This window comes from Pseudomonas sp. Wu6, assembly GCF_019891515.1.
GTDB lineage: Bacteria > Pseudomonadota > Gammaproteobacteria > Pseudomonadales > Pseudomonadaceae > Aquipseudomonas > Aquipseudomonas orientalis_A.
In genome coordinates, this window is sequence record NZ_JAFLXH010000024.1 from 57,528 (window position 1) to 71,988 (window position 14,461).

Consider the following 14,461-nt stretch of genomic DNA (forward strand, 5'->3'; position numbering starts at 1 on the left):
ATGAATGTGACCAACCAACAGGCCTTTATCGAGATCGCCCAGCGCCTGGCCTCACTGCCGGCGGACAAGAAGCAAATGTTCCGCCAACGCCTGGCCGAGAAGGGCATCGATAGCTGGCGCCTGCCCATCGTCCCGGTCGCTGGCGGGGAGGGTGCAGCGGTGCCGCTGGCCCATGCGCAACTGCGTTTTCTCTCGGCCGAGGCCCTGAGCAGCCGTGCGCTGTACAACCTCTGCTCGGTGCTGCGCTTCGATGGCCGTCTGGACCTGGCGTGCCTGCAGCAGGCCATGCAGCAACTGGTGGAGCGGCACACGATCCTGCGCACTCGCTACGTGGCCGATGCCGGAGGCCACTTGCAGGCGCACTGCGAGCCCTGGACGGCGGGCCTGCCGGCGGTCGAGCCGCTACCCCGCGAGGCGCTTGCCGACCCGCAGCAATGGTGCGCCGACGAGTACGCCCGGCAACTGGCCGAGCCCTTCGACCTGAGCCGCGAAGTGCCATGGCGCTGGCGCGCGTTCAGCGATGCCGAACAGGGCAGCACCTGGCTGTTCTTCACCATCCACCACGTCGCCTACGACGCGTGGTCGGCCCAGCAACTGACCCGCGAGCTGGCCGAGGGCTACCGTGCCTCGAGCCTGGGCGCGCCAGCCCAGTTGCCGCCGCTCGACATCCAGTACGCCGACTATGCCGCCTGGGAGCACGAGTGGCTGACCAGCGACGCCTGCCGCCAGCAACTCGATTACTGGTGCAACCAGTTGGCCGATGCGCCCGCTGCGCTGGCCTTGCCCTGCGATCATCCGCGTCCGCCCGCCAACCAGCGTCGCCATAGCGGCGCGGTACGGGTGCGCGAATTGCCGGCTGACTTGTCGGCGCAGGTGGACAGGGCCATCCGCGATCAGGGCGTGACCCTGTACATCTTTGGCCTGACCGCTTTCGCCTGCCTGCTGGCGCGCTACAGCGGCGAGCGTGACCTGTGCCTGGGTACATCGGTGGCGCAACGCGATCGCCCCGAGCTGGCGCCGCTGATCGGGCCGCTGCTCAACACCTTGGTGATTCGCCAGCGCCTGGAGGATGACCCGGACTTTCGCAGCGCCCTGCTGCGCACCCGCGACAGCGTGGCGGCGGCGTTCGACCAGCAGACCCTGCCGTATGAAAAGATCCTCGAAGCCCTCGACCGGCCGCGTTCCAGCCCGCTGTTCCAGGCCATGTTCGTGCAGGTCGAATTGCCGGAAAGCCGCACCCTGAGCCTGCCGGGGGTGACCGTCGAGGTGCTTGACCCGCCGCAGCGCCATGCCCGTTTCGATCTCACCCTGCGTCTGCTGCGTTGCGCCGACCAGCGCCTGCGCTGCGAGCTGGAATACAGCGATGAGCTGTTCGAGGCGGCCACCACCGACCAACTGCTCGACGATCTGCAGGCCATCCTGCAGGAGGCATCAGTCAATCCCGGGCAGCGCTTGTCGGCACTGCGCCTGGCCTCGCCGGGCAGCGAACTGCAGGGCCCCGCGCTGGGCGCCAGCCCTGAACCGCTGGATCGACAGGTGCGGCAGTGGGCCGCGCGCACGCCGCAGGCGCCCGCCCTGTGCGATACGCGGCAGTCGCTGGCCTACGGCGATCTGGCCAATGCCGTGCAGGCACTGGCGCTGCGCCTGGCCGAGCAGCACGTCGGCCCCGGCCAGGTAGTCGCGCTGTGCATGCCGCGCAGCGCCGAGCAGGTGCTGGCGATGCTGGCCTGCTGGCAACGGGGGGCGACCTGCCTGTTCCTCGACCCGGCGCAGCCCGTGCAGCGCTTGCAGCAACTGCTTGAAAGCAGCGCGGCGAGCCTGCTGCTGAACCTGGCCGAGGCGCCAGCGCTGAACGGCGCGGTCGCGCGTCTGCAACTGAGCGCCGCCGATCTCGCCGCCCCCGCACCGTGCCAACCTGTGCCCAGCCTTAGCCAGCCCGAGCAGGCCGCGTACCTGATCTACACCTCGGGCTCCACCGGCCAGCCCAAGGGCGTGCTGGTCAGCCATGCCAACCTGGCGCATTACGCCGCTGCCGTCAGCCAGCGCCTGCAGGCCAGCGCCGGCAGCCGTTGGGCGACCCTGGCCACGGTCGCCGCCGACCTCGGCCTGACCTGCGTCTTCGCCGCCTTGCACTCAGGTGATCCGCTGATCCTGCCGGAGGCCGCGCTGGCCTTCGATCCACCTGGCTGGGCCGATTTTCTGGCCCAACATCCCTTGGACTGCCTGAAGATCGCCCCTTCGCATTTGCGTGGCCTGTTGGCGCTGGACGATGCCCGGCGGGTACTGCCGCGGCAGTTGCTGATCCTGGGCGGTGAAGGCTTCGATGCGGCGCTGTTCGCGCGCATCCGCGAACTGGCGCCGCAGTTGCGCGTGTTCAACCACTACGGCCCGTCGGAAACCACCATCGGTGTGGTCTGTGGCGAGGTGACGGAGGCCGGGCAGGGCGCTTACCTGCCGCTGGGCCAGCCATTGGCCGGTGCCGAGCTGCGTATCGTCGATGCGGCGGGCCAGCCCGTGCCGCGCGGCGTGGCGGGCGAGTTGCTGATCGGTGGCCCCCAGGTCGCGCTGGGCTACCTTGGCCAGCCGCATGTTACTGCCGCCGCCTTCATCGATGACGCAGGGCAGCGTTTCTACCGCAGCGGTGATCGGGTACGCCTGGATCACCATGGGCGTCTGGCGTTCCTCGGGCGCCAGGACGATCAGGTGAAGATTCGCGGTTTTCGCGTCGAGCCCGGTGAGGTCAGTGCCTGGCTGAGCCGGCAATCGCGGGTACGCGAAGCCGCCGTGCTGGCACGCGAGATTCAGGGGCGCATGCAACTGGTGGCCTATTTCGCGCCGCGCCTGACCCCGGACGAACTGAGCGCCATCCAGGCGCAGGCCCGGGCGCAACTGCCCGAACCGCTGCAGCCGGCGTACTGGTCGAGCCTGGATGCCTTGCCGCTGACCGCCAATGGCAAGCTGGATCGGCGTGCCTTGCCCGAGCCTGAAACCGACGGGGCGGTGGACGCGGGCGGGCAGGCGCCCCAGGGCGTCAGCGAGCAATTGCTGGCCCGGCTGTGGTGCCAGGTGCTCGGCTGCGCCGCGGTCACTCGCCAGGACGATTTCTTCGCCCTCGGCGGCGATTCGATTCTCAGCTTGCAGCTGATCGGCCTCGCCGCGCGCGAAGGGCTCCGGCTGCAGCCGCGCGACGTGCTGGAACAGCCGACCCTGGCGGCCATGGCAGCCAGTGCCGACTGCCGCGCGCAACCGCGTCTGGCGAGTATTCTGGCGGCCTTCCGCGAACTGCTGGGCCAGCCGCAACTGGGGCTGGACGATGACTTCTTCGCCGCGGGTGGCGATTCGATTCTCAGCCTGCAACTGATCGCCCGGCTGCGCCAGGCCGACCTGCGCCTGATGCCGCGCCAGTTGCTGGAAAACCCCACGCCGCGGCAACTGGCGGCCGCGCTGGAGCCGGCGCCTGCCACCCGCAACGAGCCGGCAGAAACGTCGCCAGCGTTGGCCAGCGCGGTGGCGCGGCTGTCCCATGCCCAGGAGCGGCTGTGGTTCATGCAGCAGCTCGAACCCGACACCACTGCCTACAACGTCACGCAACTGCTGGTCTTGCAGGGTGAACTGCACGTGCCACGCCTGCGCAGCGCCTGCCTGAGCCTGATCGAACGTCACGAAGCCCTGCGTTGCCGTTTTTTCGAGGACAACGGGCAGGTGCGTCAGCGCCTGGTGGAGGCGCCCGAGGCCAGCTTCGCCCTGCACGATCTGCGCGCCTCGCCGGCAGATGCACGGGAGGCAGCGATTGCCCTGGCTGCGCAACGGGTCTTCGACCTGGCCCAGGGGCCGCTGGTGGCCATCGACCTGTTCCAGTTCGCTGAAGACGACTATCGCCTGCTGTTCAACGCCCACCATATCGCCGTGGACGGCTGGTCCATGGGGCTGCTGGTGCAGGATCTGGCCGCTCTCTATGAGGGCCGTCAGCCCGCGCCCGGAACGGGCCTTTTGCAAGTGATCGAAGCGCAGCGCCAGGCGCTGGAAGGGGATGCCGGCCAGGTACTGCTCGATTACTGGCAGCAGCGCCTGCAGGGCTTGAGTGACGAGCCGCTGGCCCTCAGCGAAAGCCCGCGCCCGGCAGTGCAGGCGTATGCCGGCGCGCGCGAGCAGTTCCCGTTACCCGGCGAGCTGACCTCGGCAATCGCGGCCCGTGCCAAGCAGCTTGGGGTCACCCCCTTCGTGCTGTATTTCGCCGCGCAGCAACTGCTGCTCTGGAAACACGCCGGGCGCCGCGATTTCGCCATCGGCTTGCCGGTGTCCGGGCGTGAGGCGGCGGACAGCCAGGCGCTGGTCGGTCTGTTCGTCAACACCCTGGCCTACCGCGTGCAGCTTGATGGGCTGGAAAGCCTGGAGCATTTTCTGCGGCGCCTTGGCCAGCGCCTGGCAGATGACCGGGCCCATGAGCAATTGCCGTTCGAGCGCCTGCTCGATGTGCTCCAGGTCGAGCGCAGCCTCGACCGCACGCCAGTGTTCCAGGCCATGTTCAACTACCAGGTCGATCACCTCGGCGAGCGCAATCTGCAACTGCCGGGCGTCACGGTAGCGCCGCTGGCATTGCCGCAGGGGGCGATCAGCGCCAAGTTCGACCTGACCTTCAATGTGTTCAGCCAGGGCCGCGGCGATGGGGCCAGCAGCCAACTGATCGTCGAGTACGCCACCGCGCTGTTCGACCCGGCCCGCATCCAGTGCCTGGTGGACGACTACCTGGGTGTGCTGGCCAGCCTGGCGCATCTCGATCTGCAGCAGCCGCTGCTGACGCTGCCACTGCGCTCGGTACAACGCCTGCACAGCGCGGGCGACGCTGCCGAACTGAACGTCGAGGCGGATTTCGTGACCCGCTTCGAGGTTCAGGCCGCCTTGCATCCCGAGCGCACCGCCGTGTTCTGCCGCGACCGACAACTGAGCTACGGGCAGTTGCAGGCACAGGCCAACCAGCTTGCGCACTGGTTGTTGGCGCAAGGTGTGACGGCGGAGTCCACGATCGCCTTCTGCCTGCCGCGCGACGAGCGCCTGCTGGTCTGCCTGCTGGGCATCCAGAAGGCCGGGGCGCAGTACCTGCCGCTCGATCCGAGCCATCCGCCTGCGCGGCAGGCGGCCATCGTGCAGCGGGCACGGCCGCATCTGCTGCTGTGCGACCTTCAGGATGAGCATCTCCCGGCCACGTTGCGCTGCCAACTCTGGCAGGACCTGGCGTTGCAGGCGCAGCCGACCGATGCACCGGCGCTGCCCAGGCACCTGCAGCAACTGGCCTACACGCTCTACACCTCCGGCTCCACCGGGCAGCCCAAGGGCGTACAGATCAGCCGGGGCAACTTTGCCAACTTCCTGTTGGCGATGGAGCGCGCCTTGCCGCTGGACGGCGTGCAGCGCTACCTGGCGCTGACCACCGTGACCTTCGATATCAGCGGCCTGGAACTGTGCCTGCCGTTGGTGCGCGGTGGCAGCGTGGTCCTCGCCGATGACGAGCAACGCCAAGACCCGCTGCTGCTGGCGCAGTTGATCCGTGAGCGGGCGGTGGAGCTGATCCAGGCCACCCCGGCGACCTGGGCCATGCTGCTGCAGGGCGATCGCCAGGTGCTGGCCGGGCGGGTCGCCCTGGCCGGCGGCGAGGCCCTGGCGGCGGAAATGGCCAGCGAGCTGAAGCCGCTCGTCGGCTGCCTGATCAACGTCTACGGGCCAACCGAAACCAGCGTCTGGTCGACCTATACGTCGGTTGAGGCGCTGCATCAGCCGGTGGTGCCGATTGGCCGGCCGCTGCTCAACACGCGCTGCCATGTGCTCGACGAGTTCCTCTGTGAGGTTCCGCCAGGCCGTGCCGGCGAGCTGTATATCGCAGGCCTTGGGCTGGCCCGTGGTTATGCCGGGCAGCCGGCGCTGAGCGCCGAGCGTTTCATCGCCGACCCGTTCGGCGGCGCTGGCGGGCGCCTGTACCGCACCGGCGATGTGGCCCGGTGGCAGGCCGATGGGCAGTTGTATTACCTGGGCCGCAGCGACGATCAGATCAAGCTGCGCGGCTTCCGTATCGAGCTGGGTGAGATCGAGGCGGCGCTGCTCGGTCACCCGGGGGTCGCCCAGGCGGTGGTGGCGGTGCAGGGTGAGCACCTGGCCGCGTTCTGGGTTGCCAGTCTGGCTGGCGAGCCGAGCGCAGACGAGTTGCGTGAACATCTGCAGGCACGTCTGCCGGTGTATATGCTGCCAACTCACCTGCAAGCGCTGCCGGCATTGCCGCTCAACAGCAACGGCAAGGTGGATCGCCAGCAATTGCCGCAGTTGCGCAACCAGCAGCAGGCGGCAGCCGGCAGCGCGCAGCGGCCGATGAGCGCCAGCGAGGCCCTGCTGAGCGAGATCTGGGGCCAGGTGCTGCAGCTCGAGCAGGTGCCGCTCGATGGGCATTTCTTCCAGCTCGGCGGGCACTCGCTGATGGCCGCGCAGGTGCGTTCGCGTCTGCGCGAGCAGGGCTTCGAGGTGCCGCTGCGCTGGCTGTTCGAGACGCCTTCGCTGACGGAGCTGGCGGCGCGCGTGGAAACCCAGGCCACCGCCATCGACCCGGCTGGATTGAGCATCGCGCGGGTCGATCAGCACATCGACCAGCCGCTGTCGCCTGCGCAGCAACGGGTCTGGCTGATGCAGCAACTGCAGCCGAGCGACAGCAGCTTCAATATGAGCAGCAACGTGCGCCTGCGTGGCGCCCTCGATACCCAGGCGTTGCAGCGGGCCTTGCAGCGTGTGATACGACGCCATGCGATCCTGCGCACCACCTACCATCAGCAGCAGGGCGAGGCGCGCCAGCGCATCCAGGCGGATTCTGCGTTGACGCTGCAACTGGCGACCCTGAGCCAGGCGCAGTGGGCGCAGGCTGAACATGAGATGGCCACGCGACCGTTCGACCTGAGCGTTGAGGCGCCGCTGCGCGCGGTGCTGTATCGCCTGGGCGAGCAGGAACATGTGCTGCAACTGGTGCTGCACCATATCGCCTCCGACGGCTGGTCCGGCTCGGTGCTGATCGGTGAGCTGGTTGAAGGCTACGAGGCCTACAGCCAGGGCCGGCTGCCCGTGGAGCGCGAACTGGCGATCCAGTACGTCGACTATGCCGCCTGGCAGGTTTCAGCGGCGCTGCGCGCCCGTCAGCGCCAGGGCCAGCAGTTCTGGCAACGTACCCTGGCCGGCGTACCGAGCCAGGTGCCGTTGCCGTTCGACTTCCCACGCGGCGAGCGCGATAGCGGCGGTGGCGCGGCCTTGGACTTCCAGTTGCCGGCGGCGACGCTGGCACGCCTGGAGGCCTTGCAGCGTGACAGCGGCTTGTCGCTGTTCATGTTGCTGCTGACCGTCTATGCCGCCGTGCTGCAGCGCGAAACCCAGGGCCGCGACCTGGTCATCGGCACCGACGTGGCCAACCGCGAACACCCGGCTACCGAGGCGCTGATCGGCTTCTTCGTCAACCTGCTGGCGTTGCGCATTCGCCTGCAACCGGAGCTGAGCTTCCGTGAGCAGGCGGTATTGGTGCGCGATGTCTGCCTGGATGCCTTCGCCTGGCAGGACACACCGTTCGAGCAGGTGGTGGAATGTCTCGACCTGCCGCGTGTGGCCAACCAGCATCCATTGCTGCAGACCCTTTTCGTGCTGGACAACACGCCGCGTCAGCCGCGCCGCCTCGGCAACCTCGAGGTCACGCCGCTGAGCCGTGAACAACAACACTCCAAGTTCGATATGGCGCTGTTCGCCGCTGCCGACGGCGATGCCCTCAGCCTGCGCTGGGTGTACCGCACCAGCCTGTTCCGCCCAGCCACCATCGAGCGTTTGCGCGACAGCTTCCTGGCGCTGCTCGATGCTGCGCTGGGTGCGCCGGACAGCCCCATCGATGCCTTACCTCTGCCTTCCAAGGGAGCCGCTGCCATGTCCACCACCACGGACAACCCGCTGCAACGCAAGATGAGCAAGCTCGGCAAGCTGCGCCAGAATGGCCCGGCTGCCGCGGCCACACCGATCGAAACCCGGCCGCTGCGTGCCGGCTCCAGCTTCCCCCTGCTGGTGCAACTGCGCGAGCGCGAGCTGGCCCCCGCCGTGTGGGCCGAGAACCATCGCGAGCAGGTGGAAGTCTGGCTGCGCGAGCACGGCGGGATTCTCTTCCGTGGTTTCGATCTGCCGACCCCGGCGGACTTCGAGCAGTTCTGCCAGGCGTTGTGCCCGCAGCTGTACGGCGAGTACGGCGATCTGCCGAAGAAGGAGGGCGGCAACAAGATCTACAAGTCCACGCCCTATCCGAAGGACCGCATGATCATGTTCCACAACGAGAGCGCTCACCAGCATCGCTGGCCGCGCCGGCAGTGGTTCTATTGCGAGACGCCGGCCACCAGCGGCGGGGCCACGCCCATCGTCGACAGCCGTGAGGTGTACCGCGAGCTGCCGGCCTGGCTGCAGGTCAAGCTGCGTCGCAAGCAACTGATGTACGTGCGCAATTTCAGCGCCAGCCTGGATGTCAGTTGGCAGCACTTCTTCCAGACGGAGGAGCGTGCCGAGGCCGAGCGCATCTGTCATGAGGGCGGGATTGAGTTCGAGTGGCGCGGCGCCAACCAATTGCACACGCGCCAGGTATGTCCGGCGGTGATCCTCCACCCGCTGACCGGCGATGCCAGCTTCTTCAACCAGATCCAGCTCTACCATCCGGCGTTTCTCGATGCCGATATCCGTGAGCAATTCCTCAAGGGGCGCGATAGCGTCATGCCCCGGCAGGTGTTCTACGGTGATGGCAGCGAACTGGAAGAGGCTGCCATCGAGGCGATCAATGCCGCTTACGAGCGTTGTGCGGTGCGCTTCGACTGGCAGCGCGGCGATGTGGTGATGCTCGACAACATGCTCGCCGCCCATGCCCGCGACCCCTTCGAGGGTGAGCGGCGCATCGTCGTCGCCATGGGCGACATCTATCGCCGCGATCAGGTCGCGGCCGCACCGGCTACGGCTGAGGAAAACGCTCTGGAGATGACACCATGATGGATCTTGGCCTGCCTCTTTCCCCGGCCCAGAAGCAATTGGCCGAGGCCAGCCCGCAGGCGTACCGCTGGGTGCGCATGACGCTCGCCGGCGTTGCGCCGGAGCGGGTCGAACAGCGTCTGCGTGACACCCTGGGCCAACACGATGCGCTACGCCTGCGTTATCAGCGCCCGCTCGGCGCCACTGGCCTGCGCCAGCGCGTGGCCGAGCCGGGCGAGTTGCGCCTGGACTGGCACCAGGCGGGTGCCGGCACCGATGCGACGGCCTGGCAGCGCGACGCCCAGGCCCAGTGCCAGGCACAGCAGCCCGACCTGCTGGCCTGGTGGCGCGACGAACAGCTATGGCTGGCGCTGCCGGCCTGCTCCCTGGATCTGCACAGCCTTGAGCAACTGCGCCGTGAGTTGCTGGGGCAGGGCGCGGCACTGGAGGCCGAGCCGATGCAGTACAGCGACTACGCCGAGTGGATCGCCGGCCTGCAACTGGACGAGGACGCCGAGCAGGGCGTGCAGTTCTGGCGCAACCTGGCCCTGCAGGAGGTGCCGGGGCTGCGCCTGATCGAACGCTATGGCATGGCCAGCGGTGCCCGTGGCTGCGTGCAGCAGGCGCTCGAACCTGCACTGTGCAGTGCCGTGCAGGCACTGGCCGGAGGCGAGGGGTTGGCCATCGAGCCTCTCGCCCTGGCAGCCTGGGGCGCCTTGCTCGGCCGCCTGAACGGTCAGCGTCATGCGCAGTTGGGCCTGCAGCACGACCCGCGTGACGACTATGAGGAACTGCAGGGCGCCTACGGGCTGTTCGAGCAAACGCTGCCCATGCAGGTGCATTTGTCCGAGCATGCCAGTTGGGTCAACCTGGCCCGGCAACTGGCCCGGCAACTGGAAAGCGCCGTGCTCTGGCAGGAGTACCTCGGCCAGGCCGAGCTGCTGCCGGAGTGGCGCGCCAGCTACCAGGCCGGGCTGCGCGTGCAACATCTGACCGAGGTACAGGCTTTGCAGGCCTTGTCCTTCGACACTCCGGTGGAACTGCAACTGCACTGGCTGCTGGATGAGTCCGGCCAGGGCCAGTTGGCGCTGGTGTACGACACCGGGTTGTATCGCCGTGAGCAGATGCAGCTCTTGCTGCGCCGTTACGTGCATTGGATCGGCCAACTGCTGCAGGCGCCGCAAGCGCCGCTGGACGGCCTGGATGCCTTGCTGACGGAGGAGGCGCAGCCCACAGTGACTGGCGAGGAACTGCCGGCGGACGTCGATATCGTCGATCGATTCCGTGCCCATGCGCGCCACCAGCCGCGCAGCCCGGCGCTGCGCGATGGCCGGCAGCTGTTGTCCTATGCCGACGTGGATGAGCTGAGCGAACGGGTGGCCGGCAGCTTGCAGCAGGCCGGCGCTGGCCCTGACCAGGTGGTGGCGCTGCTGCTGCCGCGTGGCGCGCAGATGCTGGTCGCCATGCTGGCCTGCTTCAAGGCGGGCGCGGCCTATCTGCCGCTGGACCCGGCGCTGCCACCGCTGCGCCTGGCCAGCATTCTCGAGGATGCCAAGCCTGCTGTTGTGCTGCACCTGGATGAGTCGAGCCTGGTCTGCGACGTGCCCAGCCTGGCCTGGTCGAAGGCCAGCAGCGCTGCACCACTCGCTGCGCCGGTGACCAGCGCGCCGCAGCACCTGGCCTATGTGCTCTACACCTCGGGCACCAGCGGCAAGCCCAAGGGCGTGCAGATCGAGCAGGGGCAGCTACGCCACTACGCGAGCCAGATCACTCACGCGCTGGATCTGCCGGCAGGTGCTCACTACGGGCTGGTGTCGTCGCTGCTCGCCGACCTGGGCAATACCGTGCTGTACCCGGCCTGGTTGCAGGGCGGCTGCGTGCACCTGCTGAGCCAGGCCAGCGTCACCGATGCGCAGGCCTTCGCCGAGGAACTGCGCGAGCATCCGCTGGATGTGCTGAAGATCGTTCCATCGCACCTTGAGGCATTGATCGGCGAGCATCCGCCGGAGGGTGTACTGCCGCGTCAGGTGCTGGTGCTTGGCGGCGAAGCGGTGGGCGAGAGCCTGCTGGCGCGGCTGGCACAGGCAGGGTCTGGTTGCCGCCTGTACAACCACTACGGGCCGAGCGAAACCACGGTCGGCGTGCTCTGGCGGGCCATCGACAGCGAGCAGGGGGTAAGCGGCACGGCCTTGAACCAGGTGCTCGGCAACAACCGCATCTATCTGCTCGATGAACAACAGCGCGCCGTGCCTTCCGGGCAGGCGGGCGAGTTGTGCGTGGCCGGTGCCAGTGTCGGCCGCGGCTACCTGGGGGATGTCGGCAGTTCGGCATTCGGCCAAGACCTGCGGTCCGGCGCGCGCCTGTATCGCACCGGTGATCTGGCGTTGCGCCAGGCCGATGGCGCCTTGCGCATTCTCGGGCGCAATGATCAGCAGGTGAAGATTCGCGGTTTTCGTCTGGAGCTGGCGGAGGTCGAACAGGCGTTGCGCGGCCTGCCGGGTGTGCAGCAGGCGGCGGTGCTGCTGGATGGTGAGCGCCTGTTGGCCTTCGTTGTGGAGGAGCCAGGGCAGGGCAGGGCCGCGAACCTGCTGCGCGACGATTTGGCCCAACAACTGCCGGACTACATGCTGCCCGCCGGCATCTTCGCCCTGAAAGCCCTGCCGCTGAGCAGCAATGGCAAACTCGATCGCCAGGCGCTGCTGGAGCGTGCCCGGCAGCGCCTGCAAGGTGCGCGGGTAGCCCCGGTCGGCGAACTGGAAAGCGCCGTGCTGGAAATCTGGTGCCGCGTGCTGGGTGTCGAGGATCTCGGCGTGACCGACAACTTCTTCGCCACGGGCGGGCATTCCCTGGCGGCAATCAAGGTGGTGGCACTGATTCGCGAGCAACTGGGGCGCAATCCGCCAACTAATCTGCTGTTCGAACGGCAGACCGTGCGCGAACTGGTGCAGAGCCTTGATCAGGACGCGAGTAGCGAGGGCTGGCAGGTGCTGAACGATGTGGCCGGTGAGGCGCCTGCCTTGCTCCTGGTCCATGGCGCGGAGGGCCACCTGAAAGACTACCGACCGTTGGTGGAGCACCTTGGCGAAACCCAGGCCGTTTATGGCCTGGCGGCATTTGACGAGGGGTGGGAAAGCAAGGATCTGGGCAGCCTGCTGCAGCGCTATGTGCAGAGCATTCCCGAGTCGCTCAAGCAGCGGCCGCTGGTGGTGCTGGGCTGGTGCCTGGCTTCGCGCCTGGCGCTGCTGTTGATTGCGCACCTGCAATCAGCCGGCTTCACCGTCAAGGCCTTGGCCACGGTGGATCATGATCCGCAGCGCAGCCTTGCAGGCGACGGCGACGAGGGTGGCCAGTTGCTCGCCGACCTGGTGTTCCTGTGTCGCACCCGTTCGCGGCCGCTTGGCGATACGTTGCGCGAGCGTCTGGCCCGGCAACTGGCCGATTGCGATTATGCCGAGGGCGTGACCCGCATGCTGGCCGACGCCGAGGTGCGTGAGCATCTGCAATCCCACGGCGCTGATGCCGAGTTGCACGCCGTGATGGTGCGCTACCGGGCGATCAAGACGCGCCTGTACGAACAGGCCTTACCGGTGGTCGATGTGCCCATCTGGTTGTGGCGCAGCAATGCCCACGGTGATCTGCGTACACCCTGGCAGGCGCACACGCGCAAGGCGCTGCATTATCGCAGCCTGGATGTCGGCCATCATGCGATTGTTGCCGAGCCGCGCCTGAGCACGGATCTGTTGTCCTTGCTGGCGCCAAGCATTGCGCCGCAACACCCAGCCGAGAAGGTATCGAACTGATGATGTTATTGAAGGAACTGCTGCATGATGCGCGCTGGCGCATTTTCCTGGCGGTGCTGTGCAGTGCCTTGAGTGCGGCCAGCAGCATTGGCCTGATCGGCTATATCAACCGCAGCCTGGAGCAGGGGCCGGATGACCTGAGCCAGGCGCTGGCGCTGTTCGCCGGCCTGCTGTTGTTGCTGTTCGTCAGCGGCACCCTGGCCCAGTGGCTGCTGGTGCAGATTGGCCATCGCCTGGTCTATCAGTTGCGCCTGCGCCTGGTGGGCAAGGTGCTGGGCACCGCCCTGGAGCGCATCGAGCGACTGGGCAGCTCGCGCATTTTCAACGCGCTGACCAAGGACGTGACCACCGTGGCCACGGCCTTCAAGCAATTGCCGATCTCGCTGTACAACGGCTTGCTGCTGCTGGTTGGCCTGGCTTACATGGCCTGGCTGAGCCTGCCCTTTTTCGCCCTGACCCTGGTGGTGATCGCCTTCGGCGTGCTGCTCGACGTGCTGCTCGGGCGCAAGGTCAAGCGCCTGATGCAGCAGGTGCGACAGCAAGACGACCGGTTGACCGAGCAGTTCGAGGCGACTATCAACGGCCGCTGCGAACTGGCCTTGAGCCGGGAGCGTCGGCAGATGTTGTACAACCAGCGCCTGGAGCCGATCGCGCAGGCCTCGCTGCAGGCCTCGGTACGCGCCGATACCCTGTGGGCGATCAACCTGAACTGGACGTCGCTGCTGGTGTTCGTGCTGATCGGTACGCTGTTCTTCCTCGGTCAGGGCCTCGGGCTGCTGAGCCAGGAGGTGGTGGTGGGCTACGTGTTGGCGATCATGTTCCTGCGTACACCGATCTCGATGATCCTCGATGCCGTCCCGGCGGTGATCCGCGGCCATGTGGCCTTGCAGGCCATCGATGACCTGGCCTTGGGCGAGACGGTGCACTTCACCATGCCGCCCAAGGCCGCCGAGCCTTTCCGTGAGTTGCGCCTGAGCAACGTGCAATACCGCTACCCCGGGCAGAGCGACGAATTCGCCTTCCAGCTGGGCCCCATCGATCTGCACGTTCGCCGTGGCGAACTGATCTTTATCGTCGGCGGCAATGGCAGCGGCAAGTCGACCCTGGCCAAATTGCTGACCGGGCTCTACCAGCCCAGCGAGGGTACGGTCGCGCTCAATGGCGTGACACTGGATGTCTCGAACAGCGAGTGGCACCGCGAGCATTTCGCGGCGATCTTCGCCGACTTCTATCTGTTCGCCGATGTGCTCGGTGAGAACGGCCAGCTCGATGGTCTGGAGGAGCGGGTCGATCACTATCTGCAACGCCTGGGGCTGGCGCACAAGGTGCAGTTCGTCGATGGGCGCCTGTCCACCACGGCCCTTTCACAGGGGCAGCGCAAGCGCCTGGCCCTGCTGTTGCTGATGATGGAGGGTCGCGAAGTGCTGCTGCTCGACGAATGGGCGGCGGACCAGGATCCGGTGTTCCGCCATGTGTTCTACCACGAGCTGCTGCCCGAGTTGCAGGCGGCCGGGAAAACGGTCATCGCCATCACCCACGATGACCGCTACTTCGACGTGGCCGATCGCATCTACCGGCTTGATTACGGCCAGTTGGTGGACTATGACCACAGCAGCGAGAACCCTTTCCAGTTGGTCAGGTAGCCGCTTGGA

The 14,461-nt window shown here is 67.3% G+C and carries 3 protein-coding genes; all 3 read left to right on the forward strand.

Features of this window, described 5'->3' with window-relative positions:
* The 3 genes from J1G34_RS17420 to J1G34_RS17430 are packed head-to-tail and all read left to right on the forward strand — an operon-like array spanning position 1 to position 14,452.
* Entirely contained in the window at positions 1–9,030 is a 9,030-nt protein-coding gene (locus J1G34_RS17420) for a non-ribosomal peptide synthetase (protein WP_222994407.1), read from the forward strand.
* Positions 9,027–12,809, forward strand: coding sequence for a non-ribosomal peptide synthetase (locus tag J1G34_RS17425; protein ID WP_222994408.1), 3,783 nt, complete (start codon positions 9,027–9,029; stop codon positions 12,807–12,809). The genes J1G34_RS17420 and J1G34_RS17425 overlap by 4 nt, the downstream gene beginning before the upstream one ends.
* Positions 12,809–14,452 (forward strand): cyclic peptide export ABC transporter, encoded by a 1,644-nt coding sequence (locus J1G34_RS17430; protein WP_122483145.1) that lies wholly within the window; start codon positions 12,809–12,811, stop codon positions 14,450–14,452. The genes J1G34_RS17425 and J1G34_RS17430 overlap by 1 nt, the downstream gene beginning before the upstream one ends.
* Positions 14,453–14,461 lie beyond the last annotated feature (9 nt).

Coding starts and splice junctions, on each gene's coding strand:
- J1G34_RS17420 (WP_222994407.1), top strand. CDS start 1: ATGAATGTGACCAACCAACAGGCCTTTATCGAGATCGCCCAGCGCCTG.
- J1G34_RS17425 (WP_222994408.1), top strand. CDS start 9,027: ATGATGGATCTTGGCCTGCCTCTTTCCCCGGCCCAGAAGCAATTGGCC.
- J1G34_RS17430 (WP_122483145.1), top strand. CDS start 12,809: ATGATGTTATTGAAGGAACTGCTGCATGATGCGCGCTGGCGCATTTTC.